The organism is Pseudomonas citronellolis (assembly GCF_001586155.1).
GTDB lineage: Bacteria > Pseudomonadota > Gammaproteobacteria > Pseudomonadales > Pseudomonadaceae > Pseudomonas > Pseudomonas citronellolis.
In genome coordinates this window covers 611,029-628,592 of the sequence record NZ_CP014158.1, presented here as the reverse complement: position 1 = coordinate 628,592, position 17,564 = coordinate 611,029, and the positions used below count along the sequence as shown (strand labels likewise).

Below are 17,564 nucleotides of genomic sequence, written 5' to 3'. Positions count from 1 at the left end.
CATGCAGCGCATGAACCAGTCGCTGCGCGAGCTGATCGGCCGCATCCACGACGGCGTCACCCAGATCGCCAGCGCCGCCGAGGAACTCTCGGCGGTCACCGAGCAGACCAGCGCCGGGGTGAACAACCAGAAGAGCGAGACCGACCAGGTGGCCACGGCCATGACCGAGATGGCCACCACCGTGCTGGAAGTGGCGCGCAACGCCGAGGAAGCTTCGGAAGCCGCCAGCGCCGCGGACCGCGAGGCCGGCGCCGGCGCCCAGGCGGTCAGCGAGGCGGTCGGGCAGATGGACCGCCTGGCCGGCGAGGTGGGCCGTTCCAACGAAGCGGTGCAGCAGCTCAAGCGCGAGAGCGAGAAGATCGGCAGCGTGCTCGACGTGATCAAGGCGGTGGCCGAGCAGACCAACCTGCTGGCCCTCAACGCCGCCATCGAGGCGGCCCGCGCCGGCGACGCCGGGCGCGGCTTCGCCGTGGTCGCCGACGAGGTGCGCGCCCTGGCCCGGCGCACCCAGCAGTCCACCGAGGAGATCGAGGAACTGATCGCCGGCCTGCACAGCGGCACCCAGCAGGCCGTACAGCGCATGGAGAGCAGCCGCGCGCTCACCGACAACACCCTGGAACTGGCGCGCCGCGCCGGCGAGCGGCTGGAGGCCATCACCCGCACCGTCTCTGGCATCCAGTCGATGAACCAGCAGATCGCCGCCGCCGCCGAGCAACAGAGCGCGGTGGCCGAGGAGATCAACCGCAGCGTGCTCAGCGTGCGCGACATCTCCGAGCAGACCGCCGCCGCCAGCGAGGAGACCGCCGCCTCCAGCGTCGAGCTGGCGCGCCTGGGCACCGAGCTGCAGGGCCTGGTCGGCCGTTTCCGCCTCTGAGCCCTCCCCCTCCGGCCCGCCGTCCTGGCGGGCCTTTGCCGACGTACGAAAAATTACGAATTTGGCACTGAAGTTTCAGACAACATCGCCGATAAGCTATGACGCACACAGATGCGTCCCGAAAAAGTCCCTCGCCTGCACGACAAGAAGAACGACAAAACAGCCTGCATTTCCGGCTTCGGGCCCGTCCCGCGGCCTCGTCTGCCTGGAGTATTCGACATGTACGATTGGCTGGTCCTTCAGCTCGGCCGCATGAACGTCAGCCTCAAGCTCGCCGTGGGCTTCGGCATCTGCCTGCTGCTGACCCTGCTGGTGCTGCTCGGCGGCATCCAGGGCCTGAACGAACAGGGCGCCTACAGCGAACGCCTGACGCACATCGGCCAGCTCGACGGCGGCGCCCGCCAGGCGGAACTGGCGCGCCTGCGCTACCAGCTCGAAGGCAGCGCGGAACAGGCCCAGCGCCTGCGCTCGGTACTGGGCGAACTGCAGGCCGGCAGCGAGCGCCTGGCCCGCGACGGCCTCGCCGGGCCCCGCCTCGACGCCCTGCGCCAGGCCCTTGCCGACTACGCCCGGGCCGCCGACGACCTGCTGCGCGCCGACGCACAACAGCGCGGGCAAGCCAACCCCGGCCTCGACAGCCGTGCCGAAGCCCTGTTCCGCGCCAGCGGCGCCCTGTTCGAAGAAGGGCTGCAGCAGCGCGACGCGGCGGCCAGCCAGGCGCAATGGCACCAGGCGCTGACCGCCCTGTTCGCGCTGTTCTTCGGCGCCCTCTCGGTGTGGGCGATCAACCGCCAGATCGTCCGCCCGCTGCACGAATCCCTCGAACTGGCCGAGCACATCGCCCAGGGCGACCTGTCCCGCGACCTGGGCGGCGACCTGCACCTGCAGCGCCGCGACGAGTTGGGCCAGTTGCAGCGCACCATGCTGCGCATGCGCGACAGCCTGGGCGAGCTGATCGGCCACATCGGCGGCAGCGTCGGCCAGTTGGCCACCGCCGCCGACGAGCTGTCGGCGGTCACCGAGCAGACCCGCGCCGGCGTCGACAGCCAGCGCCTGGAAACCGAGCAGGTGGCCAGCGCCATCGAGGAAATGGCCGCCACCGTGCAGGAAGTGGCGCGCAACGCCGAGCAGGCTTCCGGTGCCGCCCGCCAGGCCGACGCCCAGGCCCGCGACGGCGAGCAGGTGGTCGGCCAGGCCATCGCCCGCATCGACCAGTTGGCCGCCGAGGTAGAACGCTCCACCCAGGCCATGGCGCGCCTGCGCGGCGACAGCGGGAAGATCGGCAGCGTGCTCGACGTGATCAAGTCGGTGGCCGAGCAGACCAACCTGCTGGCCCTCAACGCCGCCATCGAAGCCGCCCGCGCCGGCGAGGCCGGGCGCGGCTTCGCGGTGGTCGCCGACGAGGTGCGCGCCCTGGCCCAGCGCACCCAGCAGTCCACCGCCGAGATCGAGGCGCTGATCGCCGCCCTGCAGCGCGGCGCCGAGGATGCCGCGCAGTGCATGGACGACAGCCGCGAGCTGACCGGCGACTCGGTCGAGCTGACGCGCCGCGCCGGCGACGCGCTGGCCGCCATCGCCCGCAGCGTGGCACAGATCCAGGACATGAACCTGCAGATCGCCTCCGCCGCCGAACAGCAGAGCAGCGTCGCCGCCGAGATCAGCCGCAGCGTCGGCCAGGTCCGCGACATCGCCGAGCAATCGGCCGCCGCCAGCCAGCAGACCGCCGCCTCGAGCAACGAACTGGCGCGCCTGGGCAGCGACCTGCAGGGCCAGGTCGGGCGCTTCCGCCTGTAACAGGATTGCAGCGGACAGGAAGGCCGCGCATGGGATAGGCTGGGCTCTCGCCCAACCGGAGAGTGACCATGCGCCCGCTGACCATCGACCTCGACGAACTCGCCGTCGCCCTCGACACCAGCGACATAGAGCACTACCTGGACCTGGGCAGCGGCCAGGTGGTGCCGCTGCTGAGCGACTCCCCCGACCCGGACCTGCTGCTCCTGCTGGAGCAGGACCCGGAGCGCCTGCTGCCGATCGAGCCGCTGAGCAGCCGCGAATCCCTGGAACTGATGCGCGACTTCCTCCGCGAGGTCGGCGAACCCCACGCCTACGCCGCCATGGCCTCGGCCCTGGAAGGGCGCAAGCCGTTCAAGGCCTTCCGCCATGTGCTCATGGGCTACCCGGACCTGCTCCAGGCCTGGTACGACTACCAGGCCGAACGCCTGCGCGAATGCGCCCTGGACTGGCTGGCCGACCACGACATCCGCCCGGCCGGGCAAGGCGCCGCGTTGTAGGGACGCTCTTCGTAGGATGGGTTGAGCTTGCGATACCCATCGGACCATGGCGATGGGTATCGCTCCGCTCAACCCATCCTACGATGTCGACGCAACCCCACCCACGCCATTCCCCTGTAGGAGCGCGCCCTGCGCGCGAATCGCGGGCAGAGCCCGCTCCTACAATTCCCGGGAGGCACGATCGTAGGAGCGGACCTTGTCCGCGATAGCCGGACGTCCCGGCGCGATTCGCGGATGAGATCCGCTCCTACGCAACCCCACCCGCGCCATTCCCCTGTAGGAGCGGGCCCTGCGCGCGAATCGCGGGCAGGGCCCGCTACAATTCCAGGGAGGCACGATCGTAGGACCTTGTCCGCGATAGCCGGACGTCCCGGCGCGATTCGCGGATGAGATCCGCAACCCCACCCGCGCCATTCCCCTGTAGGAGCGCGCCCTGCGCGCGAATCGCGGGCAGGGCCCGCCTACAATTCCAGGGAGGCACGGTCGTAGCGGACCTTGTCCGCGATAGCCGGACGTCCCGGCGCGATTCGCGGATGAGATCCGCTACGCAACCCCACCCGCGCCATTCCCCTGTAGGAGCGCGCCCTGCGCGCGAATCGCGGGCAGGGCCCGCTCCTACAATTCCAGGGAAGCGCGGTCGTAGGAGCGGAATTTGTCCGCGATAGCCGAACGTCCCGGCGCGATTCGCGGATGAGATCTCCTACGCAACCCCACCCGCGCCATTCCCCTGTAGGAGCGCGCCCTGCGCGCGAATCGCGGGCAGGGCCCGCTCCTACGAAGAGCATCCCGGCGCGGCCTGCAGGACAAAAATCGCCGGGCTCCACAAACGAGAACGCCGCCCCGAGGGGCGGCGTTTTCGTGGGCATGGGCCTCAGCCCTTGGGCTGCGCCTTGGACTGCTTCTGCGCGGTGCTTTCCTGCCAGCCGCCGCCGAGCGCCTTGTACAGGTTCACCTCGCTGGTGAGCTGGTTCAGGCGGTCGGTGATCAACTGCTGCTGGGCGCTGAACAGCGAGCGCTGGGCGTCGAGCAGGGTCAGGTAGTTGTCCACGCCGGTGCGGTAGCGCTTCTCGGCCAGGCGGTAGTAGTCCTCGCTGGCCTTGACCAGGGCGCGCTGGGCGGTCAGCTGCTCACCATAGGTGCCCCGTGCAGCCAGGCCGTCGGCGACTTCCGAGAAGGCGGTCTGGATGGCCTTCTCGTACTGCGCGACGTAGATGTTCTTCTGCACCTTGGCCAGGTCCAGGCTGGCCTTCAGGCTGCCGGCGTTGAAGATCGGCAGGCTGATGGACGGCTTGAACAGCCAGGTGCCGGAACCCGCGTCGAACAGGCCGGACAGGTCCGGGCTCAGGCTGCCCGCGTTGGCGGTCAGGCTGATGCTCGGGAAGAAGGCCGCCCGCGCCGCGCCTATGTTGGCGTTGGCCGCCTTGAGCTGGTGCTCGGCTTCCAGCACGTCCGGGCGCCGCTGCAGCAGGTCCGAGGGCAGGCCCGCCGGCACCTGGGCCAGCACCTGCTGCTCCAGGTCCATGCCTTGCGGCAGGTCGGCCGGCACGCCGCTGCCCAGCAGCAGGGTCAGGGCGTTCTGGTCCTGGGCCACCAGGCGGGTGTACTGCGCCAGGGTCGCCCGCGCGCTTTCCACCGAGGTCTGCGCCTGGCGCAGGTCCAGGGCCGAGGCGACGCCGACCTCGTTGCTGCGCTTGGTCAGGTCGTAGGTCTTCTGGTAGGTGGCCAGGGTGTCGCGGGTCAGCTTCAGCTGGGCCTGGTCGGCGCGCAGCGTCAGGTAGGCGTTGGCGACGTTGGCCACCAGCGCGGTCTGGGTGCTGCGGCGCGCCTCTTCGGTCGCCAGGTACTGCTCGAGGGCCTCATCGCGCAGGCTGCGCAGGCGGCCGAACAGGTCCACTTCCCAGGCGGTGACGCCCAGGGTGGCGCCGTACTGGCTGCTGATCATGTCGTTGCCGGTGGTCGACACCCGCTCCGGCAGGCGCTGGCGCGAGCCGCTCACGTCGGCGCTCACCGCCGGGAACAGCTCGGCGCGCTGGATGCGGTACTGCGCCTGGTAGGCCTCGACGTTCAGCGCGGCGACGCGCAGGTCGCGGTTGTTGTCCAGGGCCACTTCGACCAGGCGGCGCAGTTGCGGGTCGCTGAAGAAGCTCTGCCAGTCGAGGTCCGCGGCGGTCGCGCCGCCGCCCTGGGCGCCGGCATAGGCCGGGCCCTGGGGGTAGGCCTGGGCTACCGGCGCCTCGGGGCGCTGGTAGTCCGGGATCAGCGAACAGCCGGACAGCGCGGCGGTCGCCAGGGCCAGGCTGAGTAAGGACTTTCTCATATCAATGCCCCTTCTCGGTGGTCGCCTGTTCCTTGGACGCCTTGTCCTTGAACAGGGTGCTGACCACCACGTAGAACAACGGCACCCAGAAGATCGCCAGCACGGTCGCGGTGACCATGCCGCCGATCACGCCGGTACCGATGGCGTGCTGGCTGCCGGAGCCGGCGCCGCTGGAAATCGCCAGCGGCACCACGCCGAGGATGAACGCCAGCGAGGTCATGACGATCGGGCGCAGACGCATGCGGCAGGCCTCGATGGCCGCGTCGACGATGTGCTTGCCCTCGCGCTCGTGCAGTTCCTTGGCGAACTCCACGATGAGGATGGCGTTCTTCGCCGACAGGCCGATGGTGGTGAGCAGGCCGACCTTGAAGAACACGTCGTTGGACAGCCCGCGCATCGAGGTGGCCAGCAGCGCACCGATGATCCCCAGGGGCACCACCAGCATCACCGAGAACGGGATCGACCAGCTCTCGTACAGCGCCGCCAGGCAGAGGAACACCACGATGGCCGAGAGCACGAACAGCGAGGTGGTCTGCGAGCCGGCCAGGCGTTCCTCGTAGGACAGGCCGGTCCAAGAGTAGCCGATGCCCTTGGGCAGTTGCTGGACGATCTCTTCCACCGCCGCCATGGCCTCGCCGGTACTGCGGCCCGGGGCCGGCTCACCGAGGATTTCCATGGCCGGCACGCCGTTGTAGCGCGCCAGCTTCGGCGAGCCGTAGGCCCACTTGCCGGTGGCGAAGGCGGTGAAGGGCACCATCTCGCCGCTGCTGTTGCGCACGTACCACTTGGCCAGGTCTTCCGGGCTCATGCGCGCACCGGGTTCGCCCTGGGCGTACACCTTCTTCACCCGGCCGCGGTCGATGAAGTCGTTGATGTACTTCGAACCCCAGGCGATGGAGATGGTGCTGTTGATGTCCGCCAGCGAAATGCCCAGCGCACTGGCCTTCTCGTCGTCGATCAGCAGCTGGTACTGCGGCTCGTCGTTCAGGCCGTTGGGGCGCACGCGCTGCAGCACGGGGTTCTGCGCGGCGAGCTGGAGGAACTGGTTGCGCGCCTGCATCAGCGCGTCGTGGCCGACGCCCGCCTGGTCCTGCAGGTAGATGTCGAAGCCGGTGGCATTGCCCAGCTCCAGCACCGCCGGCGGGGCGAAGGCGAAGACCATCGCGTCCTTGATGCTGAAGAAGTACTGCTGGGCGCGCTGGGCCACGGCGAACACGCTGTTCTCCGAGCCGGGGCGCTCTTCCCAGGGCTTCATCATGATGAAGGCCATGCCCGAGCTCTGGCCGCGGCCGGCGAAGTTGAAGCCGGTCACGGTGAATACCGAGCTGACCGCCTGGCCTTCCTTGTCCAGCAGGTACTCGCGCATGTGGTCGACCACCTTCTGCGTGCGCTCGGCGGTGGAGCCCGGCGGCGTCTGCACCTGGGCGAAGAGCACGCCCTGGTCCTCGTCGGGGAGGAAGGAGGTGGGGATGCGGGTGAACAGCCAGGCCATGCCGATGACGATGACCACGTACAGCAGCAGGTACGGCGAGCGGTGCTTGAGGATCGAGGTCACGCCACGCTCGTAGCCGTGGGTGGTGTCGATGAACTTGCGGTTGAACCAGCCGAAGAAGCCGCGCTTGTGTTCGCCGTGGTCGCCCTTCTCGATGGGCTTGAGCATGGTGGCGCACAGCGCCGGGGTGAGGATCAGCGCCACCAGCACCGACAGGGCCATGGCCGAGACGATGGTGATGGAGAACTGCCGGTAGATCACCCCGGTGGAGCCGCCGAAGAAGGCCATCGGCAGGAACACCGCCGAGAGCACCATGGCGATGCCCACCAGCGCGCCCTGGATCTGGCCCATGGACTTGCGCGCCGCCTCCTTGGGCGGCAGGCCTTCCTCGGCCATCACCCGCTCGACGTTCTCCACCACCACGATGGCGTCGTCCACCAACAGGCCGATGGCCAGCACCATGCCGAACATGGTCAGGGTGTTGATCGAGAAGCCGAACGCCGCCAGCACGCCGAAGGTGCCCAGCAGCACCACCGGCACGGCGATGGTCGGGATCAGGGTGGCGCGGAAGTTCTGCAGGAACAGGTACATCACCAGGAACACGAGGAGGATCGCCTCGCCGAGGGTCTTGACCACTTCATGGATGGAAGCGGAGACCACCGGGGTGGTGTCGTACGGGTAGACCACCTTCATGCCCTCGGGCATGAACTCCTGCAGGCGGCCGATGGTGGCGCGGATCGCCTTGGCGGTGTCCAGCGCGTTGGCGCCGGTGGCCAGCTTGATGGCGATACCCGAGGCCGGCTTGCCGTTGAACTGCGCGTTGATGCTGTAGTCCTGGCCGCCGAGGCCCACCTGGGCGACATCCTTCAGGCGCACCTGGGAGCCGTCGGTGTTGACCTTGAGCAGGATGTCGCCGAACTGCTCGGCGGTCTGCAGGCGGGTCTTGCCGATGATGGTCGCGTTGAGCTGCTGCCCCGGCAAGGCGGGCAGGCCGCCCAGCTGGCCGGAGGAGATCTGCACGTTCTGCGCCTGCACCGCGGTGACGATGTCGTTGGGCGTCAGCTGGTAGCTGTTGAGCTTGGCCGGGTCCAGCCAGATGCGCATGGCGTACTGCGAACCGAACACCTGGAAGTCGCCCACGCCAGCGGTACGCGACAGCGGGTCCTGGATGTTGGAGACGATGTAGTTCGACAGGTCTTCCTTGGTCAGGCTGCCGTCTTCGGAGACGATGCCGACGACCATCAGGAAGTTCTTCACCGCCTTGGTCACGCGGATGCCCTGCTGCTGCACTTCCTGCGGCAGCAGCGGCGTGGCCAGCTGCAGCTTGTTCTGCACCTGGACCTGGGCGATGTCCGGGCTGGTGCCCTGGTCGAAGGTCACGGTGATGGTCATGCTGCCGTCGGCGTTGCTCTCCGAGGAGATGTAGCGCAGATGGTCGAGACCGTTCATCTGCTGCTCGATCACCTGGACCACCGTGTCCTGCACGGTTTCCGCGGAGGCGCCCGGGTAGCTGACCTGGATGGCGATCGCCGGCGGGGCGATGGCCGGGTACTGGTTCACCGGCAGCGAGAGGATCGACAACCCGCCCGCCAGCATGATCACCAGGGCTATAACCCAGGCGAAGATAGGCCGGTCAATGAAAAACTTCGACATTGCGAAACCCCTTGGTTAACCCTGGCTGTCCGAGGCGGCGGGCTTGCCGGCCTCAGGCGCGGGGGCGACGTTCTTCGCCGGCACGGCCTTGGCCTTGGCGCCGGGCTGGACGTACTGCAGGCCTTCGGTGATCAGGCGGTCGCCGGGCTTCAGGCCCTCGGTGACCAGCCAGTAGGCGCCGACGGTGCGGTCGGTCTTGATGTTGCGCAGCTCGACCTTGTCGTCGGCGCCCAGCACCAGGGCGGTGGGCTGGCCGCGCAGGTCGCGGGTGACGCCCTGCTGGGGCGCGAGGATGGCCTTGTCCTTCACCCCTTCCTGCAGCACGGCATGCACGAACATGCCCGGCAGCAGCTCATGCCTGGGGTTGGGGAAGACCGCACGGATGGTCACCGAGCCGGTGCCCTGGTCCACCGAGACCTCGGAGAACTCCAGCCTGCCTTCCAGCGGGTAGGCCGAACCGTCCTCGAGGAACAGCTTGACCTTGGCCGCGTTGTCGCCGGCCTTCTGCAGGTTGCCGGCGGCCAGCTCGCGGCGCATGCGCAGCAGCGAAGTGGAGGGCTGGGTGACGTCGACGTAGATGGGGTCCAGTTGCTGCACCGTGGCCATGGCGGTGGCCTGGCCGTTGGTCACCAGCGCGCCCTCGGTCACCGCCGAGCGGCCGATGCGCCCGGAGATGGGCGACAGCACCTTGGTGTAGCGCAGGTTGATCTGCGCCTGGTCGACGGCGGCCTTGGCCTGCAGCGCGGCGGCCTGGGCATCGGCGTACTGCTGCTTGCTCACCGCCTCGTCGGCCACCAGCAGCTTGTAGCGCTCGGCCTGCTGCTGGGTGGACATCAGGTTGGCCTTGGCGCTCTGGTAGGTGGCTTCGTAGGTGGCCGGGTCGATCTGGTACAGCTGCTGGCCTTCCTTGACGTCGCTGCCTTCCTTGAACAGGCGCTTGAGAATGATGCCGTTGACCTGCGGCCGGACTTCGGCCACCCGGAACGCCGTGGTGCGGCCGGGCAGCTCGGTGCTCAGCGGCACCGTCTGGGCCTGCAGGGTCACCACGCCGACCTCGGGGGTCTGCGCCTGCTGCGGGGCCTCGTTCTTGCCGCAACCGGCAAGGGTAGCCATGGCGACGAGCAGGGCCGGAACCAGGGCGCGCTTGGCTGGCGTTCGTTGCATATCGTTGTCCTCGTAAGCGAAAGCATCCGGCACCACGGCGGCAGCCGGGCCGGAAAGGCTGGCAAAATACTTACATTCAGGTTTGTTTGTAAACGACCGAAAGCCTTGTCGGTAACCACCTGAAACGTTTTAGCCCATGGCGGGCGCTTCAGACGATTCCCATTCGGCGTGAGCGGCTTGTCATAAAGTTGATAGCGTCAACTAAAATAAGGAAAATGAATCGGCCGATCAATCGGCTTTACATTCCGTTTACCCCGTCCAGGCCATGACCCGTCCCGTGAATCCCGACCTGCCAGAGAACCTGATGGCGCTCTTCGAGCATCTGCGCAACCAGCTGCAGATGGGCCTGCTCGCCCAGGGCATCGACCTGGCGCCGCCGGACATCCGCCTGCTGGAGCTGATCGCCGAGGCCGAGGGCCTCATCAACCTGCAGGACGTCGGCCGGCAGATGTGCCGCGACAAGGCGCTGATCACCCGCAAGGTCCGCGAGATGGAGAGCCGCGGCCTGGTCCGCCGCGAGCGCAACCCGGGGGACCAGCGCAGCTTCCAGCTGTTCCTCACCGAGGCCGGCAAGGTCGTCCATGCCCAGGCCCAGGCGATTCTCGCATGCACCCATGACAGGCTCTTTGCACCGCTGGATGCCGAGGAGCAGCGCTGCATGGCGCACCTGCTGCAACGCTGCCTGGACGCCCAGGAAGAGCTGCCGCAGTAACGAAAACGCCGGCTTGCGCCGGCGTTTCGCTGCAACCGCGTCCTATTGACGCACACCCTCTACCGACAGCGTCAGCTCGACTTCCTGGGAAGCCGGGCCGAGGTCGCGCTGGATGTTGAAGTCCTTCAGCTTCAGGGTGGTGGTGCCGAGGAAGCCGGCGCGGTAGCCGCCCCACGGGTCGTCGCCCTGGCCGACCAGCTCGGCCTTGATGGTGACCGGCTTGGTCACGCCGTTGAGCGTCAGGTTGCCGGTGATCTCGGCGTTCTTGCCGTCGGCCTTGACGCCGGTGGACTCGAAGGTCGCGGTGGGGTTCTTCGAGACGTTGAGGAAGTCGCCGCTGCGCAGGTGCTTGTCACGTTCGGCGTGGTTGGTGTTCACGCTGTTGGTGTTGATGGTCACCTTGACCTTGTCGGCGGCCGGGTTCTTCTCGTCGAAGGTGAAGGCGCCGTCGAAGTCGTCGAAGCGGCCGTACAGCCAGCTGTAGCCCAGGTGCTTGATGCGGAACTCGATGAAGGCGTGCTGGCCTTCCTTGTCGATCTTGTAGTCGGCGGCCATGGCCTGGCCGGCGCTGAACAGGGCGGTACCCAGGGCCAGGGCGGCGAAGGTCTTCTTCAGCATGGTGATCTCCATATGGTGCTAGGTGGGGTCAATCCGTGGAACGGCCGAGCATGCGCGTGAGGGTCGCATCGCGGTCGAGGAAATGGTGTTTGAGCGCCGCCAGGGCGTGCAGTACGGCGAAGACCACCAGGGCCCAGGCCAGGTACAGGTGGATGGCGCCGGCGGTGTCGGCCTGCTCGGGCAGCCCGCTCAGGGTCGCCGGCACGTCGAACCAGCCGAACACGCTGATGGGTTTGCCCTCGGCGGTGGAAATCAGGTAACCGGCGACTATCACCGCGATCAGCAGCCCGTACAGCGCCAGATGGCCGAGCTTGCTGGCCTTGCGCGTCAGCACGCCATGGTTGGCCGGGGCCGGCGGCGGCGGGCTGAGGAAGCGCCAGGCGATGCGCACGATCAGGGCGATGGCCAGCAGGATGCCGATGCTCTTGTGGATTTCCGGGGCGCGGTGGTACCAGGTGTCGTAGTAGTCCAGCTCGCGCATCCACAGGCCCAGGCCGAACAGGCCGAAGACCACCAGGGCGCTGCCCCAGTGCAGGAAGAGACTGACCAGACCGTAACGGGAGGGCGAATTACGCCATTGCATCGAAAGGTTTCCTGATAAAGCCGGAGCATCAAGACTAGCGGCAAAACGATCGGATAAAAGTGGAAATTACTGCTTTGAAACATCGATTCACAAGATAGCTTGGCTGGCTAACGACCATTCCAGAGCCTTCTGTGCCTCGTTCGAGATAACACCCCGGGCGCGGGAATTATTCGCCGCCAAAGAAAAAGGGGCGCTGGAAGGCGCCCCTTTTTCACAGGCAGTGGCGGGAGCCGCGGCTCAGAACATGTCGGTGAACCAGGAGAACGCGCCCTTCTTCTTGCCCTCGCCCGCGGCCGGCGCCGCCGGCGCTTCGCTGGCCTTGGCCGGCGCGGGGATGCTGACGTTCTTGCCGTCGGCCAGGTCGCGCAGTTGCGCGGCGGCGCGCTTGCCGCTGCGCAGGGCGCCCTCGATGGTGCCCGGGTAGAGCGCGTCGGTGTGCTCGCCGGCGAAGGCGACGCGCGGCAGCGGCTGTTCCCAGGCGCGCCAGAAGCGGCTGATCTGCCCCGGGCCGTAGGCCAGGTAGGAGCCGCCGGTGCTGACATCGGTGCTGTAGCGGCGCATTTCGTAGCCGGAATAGGCGCCGCGCATCTTCGGGTAGTACTTGTTCATGCGGATCAGCACCTGGTCGACCATCTGCCGGTCGCCGAAGGCCTGCAGCACGCGGGCGTTGTCGCCGGAGAGGTTGATCAGCACGTTGGCGCCGCCCTTGAGCGCGGGCTCGACCCAGATCATGCCCAAGCCCTGGTCGCTGTAGATCTCGCCGGACAGGCGCGACTTGTCGTCCCACACCGGGCGCTTGAACTTCAGCAGGATCTGGTCGCGCCAGCCGTAGTTGGTGTTCTTCAGCGCTTCCTGCTGCCTGGCGTTGAGCCCCGGGGTCAGCTGGATCTGGGCCAGGGCGCGCAGCGGCACGGCGAGCACCACGTAGTCGGCGCTGTAGCCGGTGCTGCCGGCCTTGACGGTGACGCCGTCCTTGTCCTGCACGATGGCGCTGACGCGGGCGTTGGTCTTGATGGTCTTCAACTGCTTGACGAAGGCCTGGGCCAGCACCTGGCTGCCGCCCGGCAGGCGCGCGGCGCGCAAGTCGCGGTCGTCGACGTTGCGGTACACCCGGCCCTGCTGGGCGAGGTACAGCAGCGACAGGCGCGAGGGCTCGTCGTAGTGCGAGCGGATGCGCTGGTTGACCAGCAGGCGCGCGGTCGGCGACAGGTTCAGCTTGTCCAGCCAGCGGGCGACGTTGAGCTGGTCGAGAGCGAACAGGGTCTTGTTGGCCAGCGGGTCGAGCGGGTCGTCGATGGACGCCGAGAGATCGTTCAGCGACTTCTCGAAGCGCTCCAGGTCGGCGGCCACGGCAGGCATCTTCTGCTTCAGGTCGGCGGAGCTGTAGTAGACGCCGTCGATCAGGTAGCTGGGGGTACGCACGAATTCCGGCGCCGGCACCGCTTTCAGCTTGAGGGTGTCCAGGTAGCCGTTGAGGGTCGGCTGGGCCTTGGCGTTGCCCAGCCATTCGCTGGTGGCCAGGCCCGAGCGCCCGCCGATCTGCGGCTTGGCCTCCAGCAGGGTGACCTGCCAGCCCGACTGCTGCAGTTCATAGGCGGCGCTGAGGCCGGCCAGCCCGCCGCCGACCACGATCGCGGTCGGCTGTTTGTCCTTGCCCAGCGCGAACGCGCTGAACGCCGCCAGCGCCAGCAGCGAGGCCGCGCGCAGCCATCGAATCTTCATCGTGCATCCCCCAACATGGTGCGAAGGCGCGCAGCATACGCCAGCGCCCAGTGGCCGGCCAGATGCCACCCTCTGCCGTGTGTCGCGGCGCGCGCCTTGTCCGTCCATGTCCCATTGCATAGGCTTGCCCGACGACTTCAAGAGGAGACCTTCCATGGGCCTGAACGCCGAGTGGATGCAGCGCGACCTGGAGGTGCTCTGGCACCCCTGCACCCAGATGAAAGACCACGAGCGCCTGCCGGTCATCCCCATCCGCCGCGGCAAGGGCGTGTGGCTGGAGGACTTCGAGGGCAAGCGCTACCTGGACGCGGTCAGCTCCTGGTGGGTGAACGTCTTCGGCCACGCCAACCCGCGCATCAACCAGCGCATCAAGGACCAGGTCGACCAGCTGGAGCACGTGATCCTCGCCGGCTTCACCCATGCGCCTGTGGTCGAGCTGTCCGAGCGCCTGGTGCGCCTCACGCCCGAGGGCCTGTCGCGGGTGTTCTACGCCGACAACGGCTCCTCCGGCATCGAGGTGGCGCTGAAGATGAGCTACCACTACTGGCAGAACTGCGGCCAGCCGGCGAAGAAGCGCTTCGTCACCCTGACCAACAGCTACCACGGCGAAACCGTGGCGGCGATGTCGGTGGGCGACGTGGCGCTGTTCACCGAAACCTACAAGTCGCTGCTGCTCGACACCCTCAAGGTGCCCAGCCCGGACTGCTACCTGCGCGCCGAGGGCGAGAGCTGGGAAGCCCATTCGCGGGCCATGTTCGAGCACATGGAGCGCACCCTGGAACAGCATCACCGGGAAGTCGCCGCGGTCATCGTCGAACCGCTGATCCAGGGCGCCGGCGGCATGCGCATGTACCACCCGGTGTACCTCAAGCTGCTGCGCGAGGCCTGCGACCGCTACGGCGTGCACCTGATCCACGACGAGATCGCCGTCGGCTTCGGCCGCACCGGCAGCATGTTCGCCTGCGAGCAGGCCGGCATCACCCCGGACTTCCTGGTGCTGTCCAAGGCGTTGACCGGCGGCTATCTGCCGATGGCCGCGGTGCTGACCACCGACACCGTCTACCAGGCCTTCTACGACGACTACGCCACCCTGCGCGCCTTCCTGCATTCGCACACCTACACCGGCAACCCGCTGGCCTGCACCGCGGCCCTGGCGACCCTCGACATCTTCGAGCAGGACAACGTGATCGAGGCCAACAAGGCCCTGGCCGCGCGCATGGCCTCGGCCACCGCGCACCTGGCCGACCATCCCCACGTGGCCGAGGTCCGCCAGACCGGCATGGCCCTGGCCATCGAGATGGTCCAGGACAGGACCAGCCGCGCGGCCTACCCCTGGCAGGAGCGCCGCGGCCTGAAGGTCTACCAGCACGCCCTGGAACGCGGCGCCATGCTGCGCCCGCTGGGCAACGTGGTGTACTTCCTGCCGCCCTACGTGATCACCCCGGAGGAAATCGACTTCCTCGCCGAAGTGGCCAGCGAAGGCATCGACATCGCCTGCCGGGACTCGGTGAGCGTGGCGGTCAGCGGGTTGTACCCGGATCACCGGGATCCGGGCTAGCCCAAAAAGCTGGAAGCCTGAAGCTGGAAGCCGGAAGCGCACCGCGGGTAGACTTCCGGCTTCCAGCCTCCAGCTTCCAGCCCCTATGCGCCTTTCCCGCTTCTTCATCGACGCCCCCCTCTCCCTCGGCCAGCACGAGCTGCCCGAGGCCCAGGCCCATTACATCGGCCGCGTGCTGCGGCATGCCGCCGGCGATGCCGTGCAGTTGTTCGACGGTTCCGGCCAGGAATTCCTCGGCGAACTGGTGGAAGTAGGCAAGAAGAACGTGCGCGTGGAGCTGCGCGAAAGCTTCGCCGGCCTGGCCGAGTCGCCGCTGCGCCTGCACCTGGGCCAGGGCCTGTCCCGCGGCGAGCGCATGGACTGGGCGATCCAGAAGGCCACCGAACTGGGCGCTGCGCGGATCACCCCGATCGTCAGCGAACGCTGCGAAGTGCGCCTGAAGGACGAACGCGCCGACAAGCGCACCGCCCACTGGCGCCAGATCGCCATCAGCGCCTGTGAGCAATGCGGCCGCTCGGTGCTGCCGCAGATAGACGCCCCCGTCAGCCTCGCCGAATGGCTGCAGGCCACCGAGGCGGACCTCAAGCTGGTCCTGCACCCGGTGGCCGAGCCCCTGGCCAGCCACGCCCGCCCGGGCAGCCTGGCCTTCCTCATCGGCCCGGAAGGCGGCCTGAGCGACGCCGAGGTGGAACAGGCCAGGGCCGCCGGCTTCCACGCCGCCCGCCTGGGCCCGCGGGTGCTGCGCACCGAGACCGCGCCGGTGGTGGCACTGAGCGTGGCGCAGCAGCTGTGGGGCGATTTCTGAGGTAGCCGGCGGAACCCTCGGCTATCGCGGACAAGGTCCTGCGACCGTGCCTCCCCGGCCCCATCGTGGCGGGCCATGCCCGCGGTTCGCGCGCAGGGCGCGCTCCTACAGGGGAACGCCGCGGCTGGCGCAGCGTAGGAGCGGACTCCGTCCGCGATATCCCGGAACCGGCCTGTCGGCCGGCTCACGGATGAATCCGCGCCTACAGGTGGGTTCGAAGCCCCGTAGGATGGGTTGAGCGAAGCGATACCCATCGCCGTAGCGATTGGCGCGTCAGACGCGCGCCCTCAAAGCCCGCGCAGCGCCAGGCCGGCCAGGCCAAGCAGCAGCAGGCCGCAGCCGGCGTAGCTGACGCGGTGCCAGAACAGCGAGGTGTTGCGCCGCAGCCAGTCCACCAGGCCGGCGCAGAGGAAGCACCAGATCAGCGACGAGAGCATGAAACCGGCGAAGAACACCAGCGACTGCGCCTGGCTCGGGGCGCCTTCGACGATGCCGGCCAGGGCGCTGCCCAGCGCGCCCCAGTAGACCACGTTCTTCGGGTTGGACAGCGAGATGGCCGCCCCGGAGGCGAAGGCGTTGCCGGCGCTGGTGGCCGCCTCCAGGTCGTCCAGCGGCGGGCGCCAGGCGTCGCGCAGGCCCTGGATGCCGAGCCAGGCCAGGTAGCCGGCGCAGGCCAGGGTCAGCGGCACGCGCACCTGCTCGTGGGCCAGCAGCAGGGCCAGGCCGGTCAGCCCCAGCAGCGCCCAGACCGCATCGCCGATCAACGAACCCAACTGCACCAGCAGCGCCGGACGGAAACCGCCGGTCAGGCCACGGCGCAGGGTTTCGCTGAACACCGCCCCCGGCGAGATGTTGAAGGCGAAGCCGAACAGCAGGGCAGCAAGGAAGATGGCGAGCATGGGGCGGGACTCCGGAAAGCGGGAATGCGCCCATTCTCCCCAGGTGATGGCGGAAAAACTTGAACCGGATTGCGCCGCTTCAGCCGCGCAGCGTGCGCTGGTAGCGGCCGGGGCTGATGCCGTAGGCGCTGCGGAAGTGGCGGGTCAGGTGGCTCTGGTCGGCGAAGCCCAGGGCATGGGCGGCATCGCCCACGGCGACGCCTGCCCGCAGCAGCGCCAGTGCGCGCCGGGTGCGCAGTTGCATGGCCCACTGCCGCGGGCTCATCCCGGTGTGCTGCTTGAAGGCCCGCAGCAGGTGGAACCTGGAGACCTGCACCTGCTGCGCCATGGCCTCCAGGCTCAGCGGCTCGGCGAGGTTGGCGGCGAGCAGTTCCTGCAGGCGCTCCACCGGGCGCCGGCCAAGGGCTGCCGTGGCCGGAGGGCGGGTGCCCGCGTGCCGCGCCAGCTCGGCCAGCACCAGGGTCAGGCGCTCCTCGCCGCGCTCGCGCAGGAAGGTATCGCCGGAAAGGGCCAGCTCCACCGCCCGGGCCAGTTCCCCAGCCAGTTGTGGATGCGTCAGCAGCGGCCGTTCGAAGGCCAGGCGCCGCAGGCCCAGGCTCTCGGCCAGCACGGCTTCCGGCAGGTAGAGGCTGACGAAGCGCCAGGGCTGGCCGTCGGCGGCGCCGCCGCCCTGGATCTGCCCCGGGTTGTAGAGAGTGATGTCGCCGGCGCCGGCCTGGAAGCTGCGGCCGTCCAGCCAGATGTCCTCGCTGCCGCAGAGGTTGGCGCTGATGACGAATTCGTCGTGGCTGTGCTTGTCGAAGCGGTGCCCGCTCAGCGCCGCGCTGGCCACTTCGCAGCCATCGCCCAGCCAGGCGTGACGCAGCGCCATGGCCG

14 protein-coding genes are annotated in these 17,564 nt (G+C 68.4%); 6 read left to right on the top strand and 8 right to left on the bottom strand.

Going from position 1 to position 17,564, the window contains the following annotated elements:
* Position 1: 1 nt before the first annotated feature.
* The 3 genes from PcP3B5_RS32495 (at position 2) to PcP3B5_RS02805 (ending at position 3,165) form a co-directional block, all read left to right on the top strand.
* A complete protein-coding gene (locus PcP3B5_RS32495; RefSeq protein ID WP_372241065.1) occupies positions 2 to 874 on the top strand; it encodes a methyl-accepting chemotaxis protein in 873 nt (290 codons plus the stop codon).
* Between the two features lie 219 nt (positions 875 to 1,093).
* The gene (locus PcP3B5_RS02810) at positions 1,094 to 2,668 is read left to right on the top strand and encodes a methyl-accepting chemotaxis protein (RefSeq protein ID WP_043269465.1); all 1,575 of its coding nucleotides are present in this window, start codon (positions 1,094 to 1,096) and stop codon (positions 2,666 to 2,668) included.
* Between the two features lie 68 nt (positions 2,669 to 2,736).
* Positions 2,737 to 3,165 carry a UPF0158 family protein gene (locus PcP3B5_RS02805; RefSeq protein ID WP_009615389.1) on the top strand — a complete coding sequence of 143 codons (429 nt, stop codon included), beginning with the start codon at positions 2,737 to 2,739 and terminating at the stop codon, positions 3,163 to 3,165.
* Positions 3,166 to 4,036: 871 nt separating this feature from the next.
* Here the strand turns inward: PcP3B5_RS02805 and PcP3B5_RS02800 are convergent.
* Genes PcP3B5_RS02800 through mexA form a run of 3 tightly spaced genes read right to left on the bottom strand, consistent with a single transcriptional unit; the run spans position 4,037 to position 9,791 of the window.
* Positions 4,037 to 5,482 (bottom strand): AdeC/AdeK/OprM family multidrug efflux complex outer membrane factor, encoded by a 1,446-nt coding sequence (locus tag PcP3B5_RS02800; RefSeq protein WP_061560523.1) that lies wholly within the window; start codon positions 5,480 to 5,482, stop codon positions 4,037 to 4,039.
* 1 nt (position 5,483) lies between these two features.
* Positions 5,484 to 8,627, bottom strand: coding sequence for an efflux RND transporter permease subunit (locus PcP3B5_RS02795; protein WP_043315852.1), 3,144 nt, complete (start codon positions 8,625 to 8,627; stop codon positions 5,484 to 5,486).
* A gap of 15 nt (positions 8,628 to 8,642) precedes the next feature.
* A complete protein-coding gene (mexA, locus tag PcP3B5_RS02790; protein WP_009615280.1) occupies positions 8,643 to 9,791 on the bottom strand; it encodes a multidrug efflux RND transporter periplasmic adaptor subunit MexA in 1,149 nt (382 codons plus the stop codon).
* A gap of 265 nt (positions 9,792 to 10,056) precedes the next feature.
* On the opposite strand from mexA, the gene PcP3B5_RS02785 reads away from it, so the two are divergent.
* Positions 10,057 to 10,503: a MarR family transcriptional regulator gene (locus PcP3B5_RS02785; RefSeq protein ID WP_009615279.1), complete on the top strand. Its 447-nt coding sequence runs from the start codon at positions 10,057 to 10,059 to the stop codon at positions 10,501 to 10,503.
* A 42-nt stretch (positions 10,504 to 10,545) separates the two neighbouring features.
* Here PcP3B5_RS02785 and PcP3B5_RS02780 read toward each other — a convergent pair whose 3' ends face one another.
* The 3 genes from PcP3B5_RS02780 to PcP3B5_RS02770 all read right to left on the bottom strand — a co-directional run bounded on the left by PcP3B5_RS02780 (position 10,546) and on the right by PcP3B5_RS02770 (position 13,426).
* Positions 10,546 to 11,121 carry a YceI family protein gene (locus PcP3B5_RS02780; RefSeq protein WP_009615277.1) on the bottom strand — a complete coding sequence of 192 codons (576 nt, stop codon included), beginning with the start codon at positions 11,119 to 11,121 and terminating at the stop codon, positions 10,546 to 10,548.
* Positions 11,122 to 11,149: 28 nt separating this feature from the next.
* On the bottom strand, positions 11,150 to 11,704 hold the full coding sequence (locus PcP3B5_RS02775; protein ID WP_058487688.1) for a cytochrome b: 555 nt from the start codon (positions 11,702 to 11,704) through the stop codon (positions 11,150 to 11,152).
* A 237-nt stretch (positions 11,705 to 11,941) separates the two neighbouring features.
* Positions 11,942 to 13,426, bottom strand: coding sequence for a flavin monoamine oxidase family protein (locus tag PcP3B5_RS02770; RefSeq protein WP_009615272.1), 1,485 nt, complete (start codon positions 13,424 to 13,426; stop codon positions 11,942 to 11,944).
* Between the two features lie 154 nt (positions 13,427 to 13,580).
* Here PcP3B5_RS02770 and PcP3B5_RS02765 point away from each other — a divergent pair, with 154 nt between their 5' ends.
* Entirely contained in the window at positions 13,581 to 14,984 is a 1,404-nt protein-coding gene (locus tag PcP3B5_RS02765) for an adenosylmethionine--8-amino-7-oxononanoate transaminase (RefSeq protein WP_061560522.1), read from the top strand.
* A gap of 85 nt (positions 14,985 to 15,069) precedes the next feature.
* Positions 15,070 to 15,789 (top strand): 16S rRNA (uracil(1498)-N(3))-methyltransferase, encoded by a 720-nt coding sequence (locus tag PcP3B5_RS02760; RefSeq protein ID WP_043269475.1) that lies wholly within the window; start codon positions 15,070 to 15,072, stop codon positions 15,787 to 15,789.
* Between the two features lie 287 nt (positions 15,790 to 16,076).
* Here the strand turns inward: PcP3B5_RS02760 and PcP3B5_RS02755 are convergent, their stop codons facing one another.
* Positions 16,077 to 16,688, bottom strand: coding sequence for a LysE family translocator (locus PcP3B5_RS02755; protein WP_043269477.1), 612 nt, complete (start codon positions 16,686 to 16,688; stop codon positions 16,077 to 16,079).
* Positions 16,689 to 16,767: 79 nt separating this feature from the next.
* A complete protein-coding gene (locus tag PcP3B5_RS02750) occupies positions 16,768 to 17,559 on the bottom strand; it encodes an AraC family transcriptional regulator (RefSeq protein WP_061560521.1) in 792 nt (263 codons plus the stop codon).
* Between the last annotated feature and the right edge of the window lie 5 nt (positions 17,560 to 17,564).

Bases quoted from the DNA above. Each gene is read 5' to 3' on its own strand.
- mexA (WP_009615280.1), bottom strand. From the start codon at position 9,791: ATGCAACGAACGCCAGCCAAGCGCGCCCTGGTTCCGGCCCTGCTCGTC.
- PcP3B5_RS02805 (WP_009615389.1), top strand. From the start codon at position 2,737: ATGCGCCCGCTGACCATCGACCTCGACGAACTCGCCGTCGCCCTCGAC.
- PcP3B5_RS02780 (WP_009615277.1), bottom strand. From the start codon at position 11,121: ATGCTGAAGAAGACCTTCGCCGCCCTGGCCCTGGGTACCGCCCTGTTC.
- PcP3B5_RS02775 (WP_058487688.1), bottom strand. From the start codon at position 11,704: ATGCAATGGCGTAATTCGCCCTCCCGTTACGGTCTGGTCAGTCTCTTC.
- PcP3B5_RS02750 (WP_061560521.1), bottom strand. From the start codon at position 17,559: ATGGCGCTGCGTCACGCCTGGCTGGGCGATGGCTGCGAAGTGGCCAGC.
- PcP3B5_RS32495 (WP_372241065.1), top strand. From the start codon at position 2: ATGCAGCGCATGAACCAGTCGCTGCGCGAGCTGATCGGCCGCATCCAC.
- PcP3B5_RS02800 (WP_061560523.1), bottom strand. From the start codon at position 5,482: ATGAGAAAGTCCTTACTCAGCCTGGCCCTGGCGACCGCCGCGCTGTCC.
- PcP3B5_RS02755 (WP_043269477.1), bottom strand. From the start codon at position 16,688: ATGCTCGCCATCTTCCTTGCTGCCCTGCTGTTCGGCTTCGCCTTCAAC.
- PcP3B5_RS02760 (WP_043269475.1), top strand. From the start codon at position 15,070: ATGCGCCTTTCCCGCTTCTTCATCGACGCCCCCCTCTCCCTCGGCCAG.
- PcP3B5_RS02765 (WP_061560522.1), top strand. From the start codon at position 13,581: ATGGGCCTGAACGCCGAGTGGATGCAGCGCGACCTGGAGGTGCTCTGG.
- PcP3B5_RS02770 (WP_009615272.1), bottom strand. From the start codon at position 13,426: ATGAAGATTCGATGGCTGCGCGCGGCCTCGCTGCTGGCGCTGGCGGCG.
- PcP3B5_RS02795 (WP_043315852.1), bottom strand. From the start codon at position 8,627: ATGTCGAAGTTTTTCATTGACCGGCCTATCTTCGCCTGGGTTATAGCC.
- PcP3B5_RS02785 (WP_009615279.1), top strand. From the start codon at position 10,057: ATGACCCGTCCCGTGAATCCCGACCTGCCAGAGAACCTGATGGCGCTC.
- PcP3B5_RS02810 (WP_043269465.1), top strand. From the start codon at position 1,094: ATGTACGATTGGCTGGTCCTTCAGCTCGGCCGCATGAACGTCAGCCTC.